15 protein-coding genes are annotated in these 16,676 nt (G+C 34.4%); 8 read left to right on the top strand and 7 right to left on the bottom strand.

Annotation, left to right across the window (positions count from 1 at the left end):
- Nucleotides 1-10: 10 nt before the first annotated feature.
- Both Q0941_RS06960 and Q0941_RS06955 read left to right on the top strand, forming a co-directional pair.
- Complete coding sequence (locus tag Q0941_RS06960) at nt 11-967, top strand: metal ABC transporter permease (protein ID WP_299292409.1); 957 nt, start codon at nt 11-13, stop codon at nt 965-967.
- Nucleotides 918-2,054: a metal ABC transporter permease gene (locus Q0941_RS06955; protein ID WP_299292407.1), complete on the top strand. Its 1,137-nt coding sequence runs from the start codon at nt 918-920 to the stop codon at nt 2,052-2,054. The genes Q0941_RS06960 and Q0941_RS06955 overlap by 50 nt, the downstream gene beginning before the upstream one ends.
- Before the next feature lie 8 nt (nt 2,055-2,062).
- Here Q0941_RS06955 and Q0941_RS06950 read toward each other — a convergent pair whose 3' ends face one another.
- Nucleotides 2,063-3,418: a cation diffusion facilitator family transporter gene (locus Q0941_RS06950; RefSeq protein WP_299292479.1), complete on the bottom strand. Its 1,356-nt coding sequence runs from the start codon at nt 3,416-3,418 to the stop codon at nt 2,063-2,065.
- A 117-nt stretch (nt 3,419-3,535) separates the two neighbouring features.
- On the opposite strand from Q0941_RS06950, the gene Q0941_RS06945 reads away from it, so the two are divergent.
- Genes Q0941_RS06945 through Q0941_RS06935 form a run of 3 tightly spaced genes read left to right on the top strand, consistent with a single transcriptional unit; the run spans nt 3,536 to nt 8,120 of the window.
- Nucleotides 3,536-6,715, top strand: coding sequence for a peptidase (locus Q0941_RS06945; RefSeq protein ID WP_299292405.1), 3,180 nt, complete (start codon nt 3,536-3,538; stop codon nt 6,713-6,715).
- Nucleotides 6,716-6,769: 54 nt separating this feature from the next.
- Entirely contained in the window at nt 6,770-7,747 is a 978-nt protein-coding gene (locus Q0941_RS06940) for a CFI-box-CTERM domain-containing protein (protein ID WP_299292477.1), read from the top strand.
- Between the two features lie 49 nt (nt 7,748-7,796).
- On the top strand, nt 7,797-8,120 hold the full coding sequence (locus Q0941_RS06935; RefSeq protein ID WP_299292403.1) for a hypothetical protein: 324 nt from the start codon (nt 7,797-7,799) through the stop codon (nt 8,118-8,120).
- Here the strand turns inward: Q0941_RS06935 and Q0941_RS06930 are convergent.
- The 3 genes from Q0941_RS06930 to Q0941_RS06920 form a co-directional block, all read right to left on the bottom strand.
- Entirely contained in the window at nt 8,115-9,695 is a 1,581-nt protein-coding gene (locus Q0941_RS06930; RefSeq protein ID WP_299292401.1) for a radical SAM protein, read from the bottom strand. The two genes, Q0941_RS06935 and Q0941_RS06930, sit on opposite strands and share 6 nt — an antisense overlap.
- 71 nt (nt 9,696-9,766) lie before the next feature.
- Entirely contained in the window at nt 9,767-10,540 is a 774-nt protein-coding gene (larB, locus tag Q0941_RS06925; protein WP_299292399.1) for a nickel pincer cofactor biosynthesis protein LarB, read from the bottom strand.
- A 33-nt stretch (nt 10,541-10,573) separates the two neighbouring features.
- Nucleotides 10,574-11,488 (bottom strand): malate dehydrogenase, encoded by a 915-nt coding sequence (locus Q0941_RS06920; protein ID WP_299292397.1) that lies wholly within the window; start codon nt 11,486-11,488, stop codon nt 10,574-10,576.
- 89 nt (nt 11,489-11,577) lie between these two features.
- On the opposite strand from Q0941_RS06920, the gene larC reads away from it, so the two are divergent.
- The 3 genes from larC to Q0941_RS06905 are packed head-to-tail and all read left to right on the top strand — an operon-like array spanning nt 11,578 to nt 14,751.
- Entirely contained in the window at nt 11,578-12,813 is a 1,236-nt protein-coding gene (larC, locus tag Q0941_RS06915) for a nickel pincer cofactor biosynthesis protein LarC (protein WP_299292395.1), read from the top strand.
- The gene (larE, locus tag Q0941_RS06910) at nt 12,800-13,597 is read left to right on the top strand and encodes an ATP-dependent sacrificial sulfur transferase LarE (RefSeq protein ID WP_299292393.1); all 798 of its coding nucleotides are present in this window, start codon (nt 12,800-12,802) and stop codon (nt 13,595-13,597) included. The genes larC and larE overlap by 14 nt, the downstream gene beginning before the upstream one ends.
- A complete protein-coding gene (locus Q0941_RS06905) occupies nt 13,594-14,751 on the top strand; it encodes a cysteine desulfurase family protein (RefSeq protein WP_299292391.1) in 1,158 nt (385 codons plus the stop codon). Before larE ends, Q0941_RS06905 begins: the two co-directional genes overlap by 4 nt.
- On the opposite strand, the gene Q0941_RS06900 is transcribed toward Q0941_RS06905, so the two are convergent.
- From Q0941_RS06900 to Q0941_RS06890, 3 genes are all read right to left on the bottom strand, one after another.
- Nucleotides 14,752-15,555 carry a PEFG-CTERM sorting domain-containing protein gene (locus Q0941_RS06900; RefSeq protein ID WP_299292389.1) on the bottom strand — a complete coding sequence of 268 codons (804 nt, stop codon included), beginning with the start codon at nt 15,553-15,555 and terminating at the stop codon, nt 14,752-14,754. It abuts the gene before it with no gap.
- Nucleotides 15,556-15,625: 70 nt separating this feature from the next.
- Nucleotides 15,626-16,456 carry a PEFG-CTERM sorting domain-containing protein gene (locus Q0941_RS06895; protein ID WP_299292475.1) on the bottom strand — a complete coding sequence of 277 codons (831 nt, stop codon included), beginning with the start codon at nt 16,454-16,456 and terminating at the stop codon, nt 15,626-15,628.
- A gap of 121 nt (nt 16,457-16,577) precedes the next feature.
- Nucleotides 16,578-16,664 carry a hypothetical protein gene (locus tag Q0941_RS06890; RefSeq protein WP_299291251.1) on the bottom strand — a complete coding sequence of 29 codons (87 nt, stop codon included), beginning with the start codon at nt 16,662-16,664 and terminating at the stop codon, nt 16,578-16,580.
- Between the last annotated feature and the right edge of the window lie 12 nt (nt 16,665-16,676).

Below are 16,676 nucleotides of genomic sequence, written 5' to 3'. Positions count from 1 at the left end.
TGATTTCAAAATGGTTCTTGAAGAAATTTTCTCTGCATTTCTAGGAATTTTTACTGATTATACTCTCAGATATGTTGCTCTAGGATCAGCTATTTTAGGAATAACTAGCGGTGCTTTGGGATGTTTTACGGTATTACGAAAACAGAGTCTATTTGGAGATGCCTTGGCTCATGCTGCCCTGCCAGGAATTGGATTTGCTTATCTATTTGCTGGAACAAAAGACTCGCTTCTTTTGATGTTAGGGGCTGCAATCTTTGCATGGTTTGGTGGAATTATCACACTTGCAATCACAAGTACTACTAGAATTAAACAAGATGCAGCACTAGGAATAACACTCTCAGTCTTTTTTGGATTAGGAATTGTTTTGCTAACTTATTTGCAAAATATTGGAGGTGCAAGCCAGGGAGGATTGGACAGATTTCTGTTTGGTCAAGCAGCTGCATTGATAGAATCTGATGTCATTAATCTTGGAATTTTAGCATCTTTTTGTTTTGCTGTTCTGATTGTATTCTATAAAGAATTCAAGATAACAACCTTTGATAGTTCATTTGGCAAAAGTTTAGGATTTCCAATAAAATACATTAACGCATTATTAACATCAGTAATCGTTGTAGCAGTTGTAATAGGATTACATACAGTTGGTGTTGTTCTGATGGTTTCTATGTTAATTGCTCCAGCAGCTGCAGCAAGACAGTGGACTTCAAATCTCAAAAATATGATAATTCTGTCTGCAATCTTTGGTGGTTTAAGTGGAATAATTGGCTCGATGATTAGTAGTACAACAGAAGGAATGTCTACTGGACCTGTCATTGTAATTACTATTACTGCAATATTGGGAATCTCATTATTATTTTCACCAAAACAAGGGTATCTATTCAGATATCTTCGTAATCAAAGGAAATCACCATCTCCTCTAGATGAAATCAAAACCACAGATAAAGAAAGGAGCAATCATGGAAATTTCTAGTGATTTAATTATCATTGGTACTGCCGTTTTAGTTGCCGCAAATTGTGCCTCAATTGGTGTTTTTTTGGTGTTAAGGCAAATGGCAATGATGTCTGATGCCATCAGCCATGCTGTATTACTTGGAATAGTTATTGCTATTTTTGCTGTGGGTGGCCGAGAACCGATTCCAGTAATTGTGGGTGGTGTACTATCTGGAATCCTTACAGTATCCTTGGTAGAGTTATTGTATCGTTCAGGAAAATTAAAACAAGATAGCTCAATTGGAATTATTTTTCCGTTTCTATTTGCAATAGGAGTTATTCTTGTAACACAAGCTGGTAATGTCCACATTGATGCACAACATGTTTTGTATGGATCAATAGAGTTTGCACCATTTGATTTGCTATATTTGGACGAACTTAATATCGGTTCAAAATCTCTATGGGTTCTTGGTATTTTGGCAATTGCCAATGTATCTTTTATTGGAATTCTTTACAAAGAACTAAAAATTAGCACCTTTGACAAGTCGCTTGCCTTAGGTGTTGGATTGATGCCTCTATTGGTTCATTATTTACTGATGATTATGGTTGCTACTACTGCAGTTGTTGCTTTTGAATCAGTTGGTGCAATTCTTGTAATTGCATTTTTCATTGTTCCTGCATCTGCATCATATTTACTCACAGAACGGTTATCCAGAATGTTAGTTCTATCAGTTTCCCTAGGTACTGTAAGTGCTGTAATAGGTTACTTGTTTGCTATAATTGCTGATGTATCAATATCAGGTTCTATGGCTACTACAGCTGGAATTATTTTTGGATTAACTTGGGTTTTTGCTCCCAATCGGGGACTGATTAGTAGATGGAGGCGAATTTCAAAACAACGATTTGAAATAGATTTAGGAATTGTACTAACTCTAATTCAAAATGAACATGATGCAGATCGTCAAGTTTCTACTTCTACAATATCAAATTCCTTAGGTTGGTCCAAAGAATATTCTAAAAAACTAGCTGAATTTGTTAAAGCGCAAAAATTTGTTGAAATAGATGCTCAAGGCAATCTAATACTTACTGGTCTTGGATTAAAAAAGGCAGAAAATTTTTCTAATTGATTTGAAAATCATTCGTCTGGTTCAGGATGAATGGTAATAACGGAGTTTTTAATTTCAGCTCGAATCAACTGCTCAATTTCTGAAGTCAAATCATGAACTTTTTCAATTGATAATTCTTTATCAAATGAACAATCAATGTCGATTTTTTGAATATTCTCAAATCTCAAAGAAACAATTCTTCCTATTGCCTTAATCTCTTTATAATTTTCTAAAATAGATTTAATTTCTCTCTCAGCATCCTTGTCTTCTAAATTAAAATTCTCAGGAACTGTGATAAATGGTTCTAAATGGATTGTTGCATGCTCAATTTCAGGAATCTCTTTTTGAACTCTTTTTTCTATAATCTCTGAAATTTTATGTGCTGAATCAAGATTAATTTCTCTATTTACCATGACGTGCAAATCTGAGAAAATTTTTCCGTTTGTTTTATGAGTACTTACATTGTGTACTCCTTTAACTCCCTCAACCCCTTGGGCTAAATCCTGAATTTTTGCATCCAATGGAACATTATCCCAATTTGGTTCAAAATGAATTGTAATTGATGCGTTTGAAATTTTATTTTTAATGTTCTTCTCAACATCACTGCTTATCTCATGGGCTTGATCAAAACTTGTATTTCCTCTTAATGAAATTGTGATATCTGCAAAAATCGTATCACCTGAACGTCTCATTAGAATTGGATTTGCATCTAGCACCCCTTGAGTCTCTAAAGAAATTTTTCTAACATCTTGTACAAGTTCTGGAGAAATAATGTCAGTCAAATCTAATGCTGTTCTATAAATCAATTTGATACTAAGTATTGCAAGTAATCCTCCAAGAATTAATGCAGCAATAAAATCTCCATTGTAGAATCCATATGACACAAGAACAATTCCTGCAATGGCAACTACGGTGGAACCTAAATCCATGAATGCATGATAGAAATCTGCTTTTAATGTAGAACCTCCAATTTTCTTAATTGATCTTCGTAATAGAATTACTCTGAAAATGTCTACTCCAATTGTATACAATCCGCCTATGATTGCAAATAGGCCTGGTAGAATAGTTGGTGGTGGACTTTGAATTCTATTAATTGATTCGTAAATGAAAAAGCATGCAATTAGAAAAATTGCGATTCCTCCAATTAATCCTCCTAATGATTCAATTTTTCCATGACCGTATGTGTGCTCTGCATCTGGTGGTTTAATTGCCATTCTTGCTGCTAAAAGTAAAACAACTGTAACAACACTATCCAACAGTGCATGAATACTATCTGTAATTAGTGCTAGACTGTTTGAAACTAAGCCAAAAACAAGTTCTACTACGAATGCTGAAAAAATAGCTAATAATGAAATCTTTAAAACTTTAGTTCTCTGTACAAACATTTCCATAAGATCTGATAATTTTTTGCTGTATTACAGGTTTCTAAGAAGAACTTCTACGACAATGTTATTTGTGATAACTGATTTTTTGAGCTGTTGGACCAGAAATATTGGTATGTAATGGCATATTTTTCAATAATTTCTCTACTACCAGTTTTAGATGCAGAAGCATTTAGCAATCCAAATTTGTTTGTCTCTGCTGAAAATTCTCAATTTGACAATCATTTTTCAGGTTCAATGATTATTGAAGTTGTAATTAATGATAATAACATTCGAGATACTGATGAAGGAAAAGGAGAACCTGATGTCACATTAAACGGAAAGTCATTAAGAATGGTTCAAGCCACTGATGGAAATTGGTATGCCTATTTTGCACATGTTGACAAAGCAAAAATTGCCGATTCTACAGTTGGTCTCGACGGAACAGGTTTAGATTTTGGTGTTTTTTGTGGAAGAGATACATCTGATTCTGTTTTTGGAATTTCATTAACTGAAACAGATGGATTTGCTGTTCCTGGTCCAGGTGGACTTGGTTCTTCTACCAATGGTGAATCTTCTTTTTTATCCTGTACAGGCTCACCTGATGGAGTTACTGATAACAATAATGTTGTCCGACAAAGCAAATCAATCAATACTAATTCCGATGTTCCTGTAGGACAGATTGGTCTTGATGAAGATGCATGGCCTTTGATACAACTTTTTTCGTTTGATGATGTTGAAATAGAGTATAATCCTGGAGGTCCTTCGCAAAAGGTTACATTAACCTATGATGAAATCCCAAATGTTTCATTAAGTAAAGATAGAGAACTGTATCCAGAAAACTCTGAAGTCTTTTTAACAATTAATGATTTTCAATTAAATCAAGATCCTACCGATGAAGATTCTTGGACATTTAACGTAAATTCTTCATCATCAGTTTTCTATCAAGCATTTGATGAAAATGGTTCTGATTCTGCAAATGGTGGTGCTGGATTAGTTGATCTAAAATCTTTTCTGTCTTCTTTAGGATTTGAAGACAATGGTGAACTTTCAATATCTGTTGGAAATATTCTTGAACTTCAATCAAATGATGAGCAACCAACAACAAATGTTTCAGATGGAACTCAAACGTTTTCAAAAATTTTAACATTTGTTGAGAATGGACCTAACTCTGGAATTTTTGATAGTGGAGATGATAATGATGAATCCAATTTGGGAATTTTAGATGATGCACCAAGGGGACAAACTGGAACAATCACCTATAATGATGAATCAATGTCAATTTTGACTGGTTCCTCAACTGCTTCTGTTGCTTTGCAATCACCATCTTTGAGTATTGTAAGTAATTTACCATCACTTACTCCGGGTACAGAATTTGAGATTGTTTTGACTGATTCTGATCAAAATATCAATTCTGGTGCAAAAGATGACTTGGATTTATTCCGAGATACTGCAATTATACCTACAATGAGAATTGGTGACCCTGTTACTCTTGAGGACGCATCAGATGTTGACTTCTTTACACTATCTACTACTGCTTTGAATCTAGGAGATTCTGCAAATTCGTCAATTCCTGATGAAAATTCAGCTATTTTACACATTGATACTTCAACTGTAACTAATGGTGGCTTTGAGAAAATCTCTCTAAATCTGGGAATTTCAGCCTCTACACTTCAATCTACTTTGATAGATTCTTCAGAACAAAATAGTGATGGTACAAATTGGATAAACTATGATTTGAGGTCTTTTGAAAATGATCTTGCAATCTCAGATTTCTCAGATACTACATTTACACTGACTTTTGGAACACTTGGAACTTCTCCAGTCACAATAATTGATTCTGGAGATCTTAACTCTTCTCAAGGATTTATTCAATTAGATAATGCAGATGTTCAAGCTATAGATGGTAAATCTGGAACTGTTTTCCTTGTAATCAATTTTGATTCTTCAAATGATAATGGTTCTGATGGTATGGTTTCAAATGAAAGTAATTCTCAACCAATTGTAATTGATTTCTTTTCATTTGGAGAAAAAAACTTGGAGGATACAAATAATTCTATTTACCGTTTTGAATTAGAAGAAACTTCTGATGATTCTTCAACCTTCGAAGGAACTTTTGAATATGCTGTAGCTAACCAATTAAATTTATTAGATTCTAACTTTATCCAAACAATTCGAACTATTGATGAAGATGTAAAGTTTCTAGTAGTTGACAGATTAATAGAAGATGAAGGAATAAAAATTTCATATTCAGATCTTGATGAGGTAGGTATCTCTCTTCTCACAACTTCTCAATCCGATATTAACACAAGTTCTGGAATAATTACATCTGATTCAACAACATATCGTTTTGGTCAACCTGTTACAATTACACTAAATGATCCAGATCTAAATTTGAAAAATGATATTGTTGATATCTATTTTGTTATCAATGATCCCAATTCTGATGATGTAGACACGGTTGGAAATGCAAACGGTGTTTTGCTAGAAGTTTTGATTAAAGATATTCGTTACAAAAGATGTACAGTAAATGGTGTTGAACATGGTGGTCTTGGAGCAACAGGATTCACTCTAGTTGAAACTGGCCCAAGTACTGGAATTTTTGAAGGTGTCTTCAAAATGCCATCTCAAATATGTAATAAATTTGGAACCGAGTTAATTTCATCATCAGGTGGCAGCCTTGATGCTAAGTATTTTGATTCAAGGGATAGTTCAGGAAATGCAAACACCTTCAGTTTGTTAAGAGAAAAATCTGCCACATCATTTTACACATTTCCTCAACTAAGTTCTTATGAAATTATCCGTCCTTTGTCTGGAGATGTTGAAGAGATTACTTTATCTGGCAATTTAGAAAACCACAGAAGGGGAATTCCACTATCTGTGACAATTGTATATCCTGATGGCAAATCACAAAGCTTTGCATCAATATTATCAAATGGAGGAAATTACAAATCAGTAATTTCAATTAATGAAAATTCCCCTGTTGGCTTGTACAAAATTGAATTATCTCACAATAGTTCTAATGTTGGAACTTTATCATTGAATGTAAAAACTCCAGAATTACCTATGTGGTTAAAGAATAATGCAAAATGGTGGTCTGCTGAATCAATTTCAGATTCTGATTTTATTGATGGAATTGAATTTTTAATTGATGAAGGATTGATCTTGATGTCTCCAACTTCTTCAGAACCTTTTGTAACCCAAGAAATTCCATACTGGGTAAAGAATAATGCAAAATGGTGGTCTGAAGATCAAATTTCGGATGATGACTTTTTAAAATCAATCCAATACTTAGTCAAAAAAGGTATAATTCGAATATAATATGGTCAATTTTTCTTTCATTCAAAATATAAATACTCTCAAGCCATGAAAAAATTGAAAATGAGGCTAACTGGATTCTTAGCATTTGCATTGTTATCCGTCTCGATTTTATCATACGGTATTAGCGGTTCTGCTTTTGCAGCTACAGATCCTAATCCTGCATTAACAATTTCATCTGATTTAGATACTTATTCTAACGGTTCAACAATTTCTATTTCTGGAACCATTGCAGATTATGATTCTGGAAAAGGACTAACTTTCATTGTTACATCACCTGATAACAATATTGTAACAATTGGCCAAATTACTCCAAACTCCGATGGTACTTTTGAAAAGACCTCAATTGCTGGTGGACCTTTATGGAAATTAGCAGGAGATTATAAAATTGAGTTTCACTATGGTGCAACTTCATCTGAAATTACAATAAATTATGTAGGTGGTTCACAGGTAATTACAGAACCAGAGCCTGAACCAGAGCCTGAACCAGAGCCTGAACCAGAGCCTGAACCAGAACCAGAGCCTGAACCAGAGCCTGAACCAGAGCCTGAACCAGAACCAGAACCAGAGCCTGAACCACAATGTGGAGCAGGAACAGAATTGGTTAATGGAGTTTGCCAAGTTGTTGCAACACAAGAACCAGAAGGTAATGGAGGCGGTTGTCTTATTGCTACTGCAGCATATGGAACTGAACTAGCACCTCAAGTACAATTCTTGAGAGAAGTTAGAGACAATACTGTAATGAGCACTTCATCTGGAATGGCATTCATGACCGGCTTTAACCAATTGTACTATTCATTCTCACCAACTATTGCTGACTGGGAAAGAGAAAACCCAATGTTCCAACAATCAGTTAGAGCATTTATCACTCCAATGGTTTCTACTCTTTCAATTATGACTCTTGCTGATAGCGGTTCAGAAATTGAAGTACTTGGATTGGGAATCTCTGTTATTGCATTGAATCTTGGAATGTATATTGCAGCACCCGCATTGATTGGATTCAAAGTACACCAACACTTCAAATCTAGAAAATAATTTTATTTTCTATAGTAACTTATTATACTGAAACTATCTAGACTATTCAATGAAAATTGAATATGAAGAATTTGATACCATTGAAGATATCTTCATGTATATGGCATCAGCTGCCCCTCCAATGAAAAATACCATGCCAGTAAATTCATACAAAGGCTATGTAATGTCCTTCATCCCACTTAGCCCAACTACTGGAGAAACATATCTGATGATCTATGCAAAGGGTTCTCTTGAACCAGGAATCTATGAATTTGATGTTACATCAAAATCTTTCAAAAAAGTTGATGGAATTGAAAGAGCAGACAAAGTTTACTTTATCTCTCTAACTCCAAAAAGAAACACAATAGCTGATTATGCTATTGAAAATCTATAATTTCTTTGTTTGAATCTTAGGGGCAGAGACTGATCTGCTTCTAGCATATTTGTCAATAATTTCGTCAGGAGTTCTTCCATTGAATAGATCCTTGCATAATCCTCTAAGGTATCTCATAATAGCCCAGGTTCCTGCTTTGAGAATTCCATACATGAACACCTTCATTGGTGGTCCGTAGGTTTTATTTCTCAAAATAATTGGAATGATATCATTAATTACTCTCAAATTATTTTCCCAGCATTTCCAGAATAATGTAAACTGAGCCTCGTTTAAGTTTCCAAAGTGCATTGAATTCTTTTCACTAAAGTCTTGGTATAACAATGGAGCTACCAATCCTCTGAAATCCATTTCTCTAAAGTCACTCATCATATCAATAGTATACTGAATATCATCAGGTGTTTCATCTGGCCATCCAATAATGATAGTAGCAGCTGGGAACCAATGGTTCTCATTCAAAATTTTTGCACCTTCTCTAACCACACTTCCCCATTCTTCTGGAGCAAATGGTTTTGTCTTTACACCAAGATGTTTCTTTACCATATCTGGTGCAACAGTTTCAATTCCTAAATTAGTTGCAAGCCATCTTCCAGATTCATGTTGATTATTAATTTCTGCAATGTTGTGCATCAGTTGTGGATCTGCAGCAACTGCTGAAAACGTCATGTGAGTTGTTCCAACAAAGTTTGCTCCCAGTCCTTTCAGTCCTTTCCACAAATCTGTTATAGCGTCTCTGTTTGGAATAAAATCTCTATTGTCACATCCATAGAGCAACATTTCATCTGAATGTAACCATACTGAATCAAATCCATAATCTAAGTTAGTTTTTGCTTCATGCTGTAATCTTTCTAATGGAAGGTCTTTCTTTGATCTTTTATTTACATCACAAAAGTCACAACCTCTTCCACATCCTCTCATTGCTTCAATTAGGGAATTGATAGTTGGACCTTCAATAACTGGGATATTTTCTAAATTTCTAACAAAACAATGCATAAGCTCTGGTGCATCTCCCTTCTCCAAGTCTTGGAATAGGTCTACAGCCAACTCATCAGCCTCTCCTACTACAACTGTGTCAAGACCATGAATTTTCATTCTATCTGATTTTGCTAATTCCCATGCGCCGTTACCACCAACTACAACTTTGAAATCATACTTTTTCTTTAATTGAATAATACTTGCACACATTTTTTTGAATTTCATTGCTACATAAGATAATTTTTCAGGTGACATTGTTGTAGTAACTGGTGCCATTCCTAATGGATCCATAACGTTAATTCCTACAACTTTTGTATCTGGACCAATTGATTTATGCAACATTTCAGGATGTGCCATGAATACATCTTCTCTTTTGTATCCTCCTTGCAACAAAGAACTTTCAACACGTCTTAGTCCAACTTGAGCAACTTTTACTTCTCCAGTGATTGGATCTGTTTCAACTGAAGGACAAAATACTTTGTCAAAAACCCATTCTGGAAGAACTTCATATGGACCACATGCAATAAATCCATAAAGAAAATTTCCTCTATAATTTGTCATTAAACTACGATCAGCAGTAAGTACGATACGTTTGCCAGCCAACTATTCAACTTCGTTAAAGTATGGTATATATCATTTACGAGGATGGCCAACCACGATTTCTCAAAAAGATCTTATTTTATCCTGATTGAACGATTTGCAATATTTGCAGCAATTCCTCCAGCTGCAATTCCATTGTCGATGTTGACTACTGATAATCCTAATGAGCAACTTTGTAACATTGATGCCAATGCCGCAATTCCTTTTTCGCCATATCCATAACCTACCGAAGTGGGAATACCAATTATTGGAATGTCTACCAATGTAGAGACTAGTGTTGCCAACGCTCCTTCCATTCCTGCTGCAACTATAATACAATCCACCTCTTCGTCTACCATTTTCTTTAATTCTGGAAAAATTCGTTGAATTCCAGCTACTCCAACATCATAACTAATAATGCATTTACAATTCATGGCCTCACACATTAGCCTTGATTCTTCAGCTACCCCAATATCTGATGTTCCTGCAGTCAAAATTCCAACCTTCCCTCCATTCTGTTTGATGGTCTTTTTGTAGAGTAAAAGTGAGGAAGAATTTTTACCAGTTTTTATTTTAACTTTTAATTTTTTAGAATATTCTTTAATTTTTGAATAATCATTTTTTTTAAGTCTAGAAACTATTACTGCATTAGATTTTTCTAAAACTCTCTTGACAATTTTTTTAATTTCATCTAATTCTTTTGTTTCAGCAAAAATTACTTCTGGAATTCCTCTCCTATTCTGCCTACTAATGTCTATCTTAGCAAATCCTTCAATTTCTTCAATTGAGTATAATGAAAGTAATTTTTTTGCTTGATTTACTGTAATCTTATTGTCTTTTAATGATTCTAGGATTTTTTCAACATCCAATATTTGTTGTAAAATAACTAGATAAAAAAATGCTTAGATTTCGATTCCAGAAATTGCGCCTTTAACACTATCTACTGCTTTGTTAAAGACTTGTTTTTCTTCATCATTAAGATCCAATTCGATGATTTTTTCTACTCCGTTCTTTCCAATAACTGCAGGAACTCCTATTGTGACATCTGAGTGACCATATTCACCATCAAGATATGTTGCAACTGGAATCACTTGTTTTCTATCTCTAACAACTGATTCTAAAATTGCTGATATTGCATTTCCTGGTGCATGAACTGTAGCACCTTTCAATTCAATAACTTTTGCAGCTACTTGTTTTGTATTTTGAACCAATTCCTCCAATTTTTCTTTTGGTAAGAATGATGATAATGGAATTCCTGAAACTGATGAGAATCTTGGAAGTGGCAACATGTTTTCTCCATGTTCTCCAATTACAAGTGCCCTAATGGAGTCTCTTGAATGTCCAGTTGCTTCATGAATAAATTGTCTAAATCTTGATAAATCTAACATTCCACCCATTCCAAAGACTCTACTTCTTTCAAATCCTGAAACTTTGTAGGTAATGTATGCCATTGGGTCTAATGGATTTGTGACAGGAATTATCATAGAATCATCTGCATATTTCTTGACATTTTCTACAACACTCTTTACAATTGATGCGTTAATTTTCAACAAATCCATTCTTGTCATTCCTGGTTTTCTTCCTGAACCTGCAACAACTACAACAGCATTGGAGCCTTTCATATCTGCAAAGTCATTTGAACCCTTTACTTCAACATCGATTCCTTGTTCAGATAACATGTGGTTGATATCCATGGCCTCCCCCTGAGGAAGTCCTTCTGCAACATCTAGTAACAAAATTTGATCATCTAATCGTTTTAATGCTGAAAATAATGCTGCATCGCCACCTACTTTACCTGAACCTATTATAGTAATCATGAAATTCGCTGTTAATTCTCAATAATTAAATCTAATGAAATTAAAATCAGATTAGGCGAATTTATAAGCATTTTTGCATTTTTTGAATTATGGTGTTAGTCATTGATCCTCAGATAGCTGGAATTTCTGGAGATATGCTACTCTCTTCATTAGTAGATCTTGGTGCTGATAAAAATAAAATCTTAGATGGGATAAAGAAATCTCAAAAATTCTTACCACATTCTACCATTAAAGAAATTGATTTTACAAAAATCACAAAGCGTGGTGTTGAAGCTACTCAACTAAAATTAGAAATCGATGAAGATGTTCATGAACGTAAAGGCATTGAGATCAGAAATGCTATTTCTGATTCAGCTCAATTATTGGGATTATCCTCCACAGGAAAATCTTTTGCAGAATCTTGTATTGATACTTTGATTTTATCAGAATCAAAAATCCATGGAATTCCCACAGATTCAGTACACTTCCATGAGGCCTCAAGTATTGACACTCTAGTAGATATCCTGGGAATTACTATTGCTTTAGAAGATCTTGGAATTTTTGATGAAAAGGTTTTGTGCATGCCAGTATCTGTTGGTGGAGGTTCTGTAACTTTTTCTCATGGCACAATGTCCAATCCTGCAAGCGCAATTCTCGAAATTTTCAAAAATTCTTCATTAAAAATTCAAGGTAATTCTTCTGAAAGTGAACTTACAACTCCTACTGGAGCCTGTATTCTATCAAATCTATCAAAAAATCCTATTGACTATTACCCAAAAATGAAAATTGAATCAATTGGATATGGTGCTGGCCAAAAGGATTTTGAAAATTTTTCCAATGTCCTAAAAATTGTCCGTGGAACACAAAATGAGTTAGATGTAGATTCTGTTAAAATCCTTGAAACAAATGTTGATGATGTCTCTGGAGAAATTTTAGGTAATTTGATTGAAAAACTAATGAGTAAAGGAGCAAAAGATGTGTCAATTTATCATGGAATTACAAAAAAGGGTAGACCTACAAATCTTGTAAATGTAATTTGTGATGAACAGAAAGCTGAATCCTTGGTTGATACACTGATTCATGAAACAGGAACTTTGGGAATACGCGTTTCTGAATCAAATCGCTTTATTGTTCCAAGAACCATTCATTCTACTAAAGTGAACATATCTGGCCAAACATTTGAAGTAAATTATAAAAAATCCTCATTTAAAGGAAAACATGATTTTAAAATAGAATTTGACGATTTGAAAACTATCTCTAATCATATCTCCAAATCGATTAAAGATACTGAATCATTATTAAGAAAAGAAATCGAAAAAATTGAGGATACAAATGAGTCATCTTGATGAATTAATCGATTGGTTTAACCCTGAATCAAAAGTAATGATTGCACTTTCAGGTGGAGTTGATAGTGGTTTAGTTGCTTATGCAGCATTTCAAAAACTAAAAACAAACGCAATTGCAGTTACAGCTGATTACAAGACTTTGTCAAAAGAGGAATCGGATACTGCAAAAGATGTTTGCAAGGAAATTGGAATTTCACACATTTTTTTGGATTATAATGAATTGGAAAATGAAGATTTTGTTAAAAATGACTCAGACCGATGTTTTCATTGCAGATCAGAACTAGGTACTCATTTAATCAATTTGGCAAAAGAGCATAATGTTGATGTTATTGTTGATGGAACAAATATTGATGATTTAGGTGATTATAGGCCTGGAATTGAGGCTCTAAAACAACACCAAATCAAAAGTCCTCTTGTTGAGACAAATTTTTCAAAAAATGAGATTAGAGAATGTGCCAAATCTGTTGGATTGTCAATTTATGATAAACCTTCTAACTCTTGCTTGGCTTCTAGAATTCCATGGGGTCAAAGAGTAACTGCTGAAAAATTAATTCGAATTGAAATGGGTGAGACAATTGTCAAACAACTAACTCATCTTAAACAAGTTCGAGTTCGTGATTTGGATGGTCATGCCAAAATTGAAGTTGAATCAAATTATATTTCAATTTTTAATAATTCCTTATTAGAACAATTATCCGAAAAATTAAAGATGATTGGATTCTCTGAAGTTGAAGTAGATCCAGAAGGATACAAACCAGGAAAAATTAATGTGATTGCAGATTGATTTATCTAGATAATGCAGCATCAACCCAAATTCATGAAGATGTAATTAATTCAATGCTTCCCTTTTTCAAAGAACAATATGGTAATCCTTCTTCTATCCATCGTTATGGACGCCAATCACGAAAAGCAATTGAAAAGGCTAGAAAACAAATTGCTCAACTAATCAATGCAGAACCATCTGAAATTCTAATCACTTCTGGAGGGACAGAATCTAACACTACTGTTTTACATGGACTGACATCAAAATCATCTAAAGGTAAAATCATCACTTCTTCAATTGAACATGATGCAATTTTAGAACCATGTAAGAAATTAGAAAAATATGGAGTTGTGGTGGAATATCTTCCTGTAAACGATTCTGGAATTGTTGAACCCTCTTCGTTAGAACAAAAAATTTCTGATGATACTACTTTGGTATCTATAATGTTTGCAAATAATGAGATTGGAACCATACAACCCATTTCTGAATTTGCCAAAATTTCCCATTCTCATCAAGTCCCATTTCATACTGATGCAGTTCAGGCAATAGGGAAGGTTCCGATTGATGTTAAAGCAATGAATGTTGATTTTCTTTCAATCTCGTCTCACAAACTAAATGGTCCCAAAGGGGTAGGTGCTTTGTATATTCGAAAAGGATTGGAAATTGACCCTGTAATCTTAGGAGGTGGTCAGGAACACGGTTTACGTTCAGGCACTGAAAATGTCGCTAGCATTGTTGGTTTTGGAAAAGCCTGCGAAATCGCAAAAACCAATCTTGACTCAAATATGTCAAAAATGCTTTCCTTACGTGATGATCTAATCCAAAAAGTTACTGATGAGATCCCTGAAGTTACTGTCAATGGAGATCTAAAATCTCGATTACCAAATAATGCTCATTTTACATTTTTAGGAGTTAATGGAGAAGATTTGATTATCAAACTTGATGAACATGGCATTGCAGCATCCACTGGTTCTGCATGTTCTGTTAATACTCAAAAAGCATCTCATGTATTACAAGCAATGGGCTTTTCTCATGAACAAATTACTGGCTCTCTTAGATTAACAATTGGCATCTTTAACTCGCAAGATGATATTGATAGAACAGTAATTTCACTAAAACAAATTGTTAAAGAATTACGAGATGTTTCTCCTTTCAAAGACAAATATTCTTTTTAATTAAATCCGCATTTGTAACTTGTTTCTTGTTGCCAAAATTGATATCATAATTCCAGTAACTAGAATTATCATTACAATTGCACCAAATTCTGGAACAACATATGTTCCAATAATTTCAATGTCTGAATCTCCTTGTTCAAAATTAATTGTTATTACTCTTGAATCTGAATGTACTACTGATTCTTGATATGCAACTTCGATTCCGTCAATTAATATGATAAAGGTATCATCTTTTCCATCTTGTTTTTCTGCTCCAATGAATTCTCTTGGAAGATCTAACGAAATGGTTCCCTCATCAGTAGAGTCTATTTGAACAATTAATGCAAAAATATCTGAATCAACTACCATGTCTTCAACAGTTCCTCCTTTGATGGTATATTCTACATCAAATGTCCCATGACTTCCTGCATCTACTTCAAAAATTGTTGTAGTTTCAATTGCTTCAGATTCTGGTGTATACCCAAATTCTGATTCTGCAATATTTCCTTCACCATATGATACTCTTACAAGATAATCTCCTGACTTGTTCCATAATGGGCCTTCCGCAATAACTGTGTGCGAATAACTGCCATCTTGGGCTACTGTTATTTGTGCAATATCTACAAGATTTCCTTCAGTGAACAGCTGAAGTGTGACTGGAGTTGCGCCTATCACTGTAGTGACTTGTCCTGAAATTACAATTGTATCACCTTCATCATAGTTATTGTCATCCGTTTGAACTGAAATCAATGATTCTTGAGCAAATACACTTCCTGTGGAAATTACTAAAAATGCCAACAGAACATAATGAATCCTTAAGCCCACAAAATTTTCTATGTGTGTATGTATATTTCCTTTACTATCAAAAATGAAAAAATGAAAAAAGATGTGATTTTTAGTATCTTGGCATAATGCTAAGTCTTGATTTTGCAGAGATTGCAATTATTGATATGATTGCAACTGCTAGAATCATGGCTGCGATTGTACCAAACTCTGGGACTACAAAGGTACCAATTATTTCAATTTCTTCAGCGCCTGCTGGGAACATCACTGTAATTTTTTCTCCAGCGATTTCAGAATCATCCCACTCTTCTCCGTCAACAAGTACCATGAAGGCACCGTCAAAGGTTTGTTTTGTTGGAGATACTGTTAGCATTCCATCTTCTTCAGCGTTGATACTAATGACAATTGAATTATCATTAGAATTGACTGTTGCACCTGTCACCATTCCACCAGTAATAGTAAATGGTGCACATTGTCCACCTACACTCAACTCATTGTTCTTACATTGTCTGTCTGGAACATCAGGAGTTTCGTATGTTGGTGTATATGCAACTCCACCAGTAAGCTCGACTTTTGCACTGTTAGTTTTTTCAGCGCTTCCATAGTTTGCTTTAATGGTGTAAGTACCGTCGTATTTCCACATTGCACCTGCTGTGTTTAGTGTTGTCTCAAAACTTCCATCGTCAGCTACATCGACTTGGTCAATTGTGACGATTGAATTTAGAGGACTCACAACAGTAATTGTAACTGGAAATCCAGAGGCTACATTTGCTACTTGGCCTTTTACCATAATCATGTCATTGTGACCATAATCTGTTTTGTCAGTCCAAACAGATACTGGAAGGTCATCTAGAAGCATCTGATTTGCTGCTTCTCTTGCATCTTCCATTGAGCATCCTACACATGCTTGTGGAAGATCATCAGCAGCATATGCTGATGACATGGTTAAAGTACCGACTGCAGTCAAAACGGCTAGTAGCGCGAACGACGTACGGCTGTTCATCTTGAAGCGAATTGAACGCGTCTCTATTTATGTATTTTAAAAAGAGAAAAAAGTTGTGAACTTAGTATCTTGGCATAATGCTAAGTCTTGATTTTGCAGAGATTGCAATTATTGATATGATTGCAACTGCTAGAATCATGGCTGCGATTGTACCAAATTC

It is taken from the genome of Candidatus Nitrosopumilus sp., from assembly GCF_028278985.1.
In the GTDB taxonomy this organism is placed as follows: domain Archaea; phylum Thermoproteota; class Nitrososphaeria; order Nitrososphaerales; family Nitrosopumilaceae; genus Nitrosopumilus.
The sequence above is the reverse complement of the archived record's forward strand: the minus strand, read 5'-3'. Positions and strand labels throughout refer to the sequence as shown.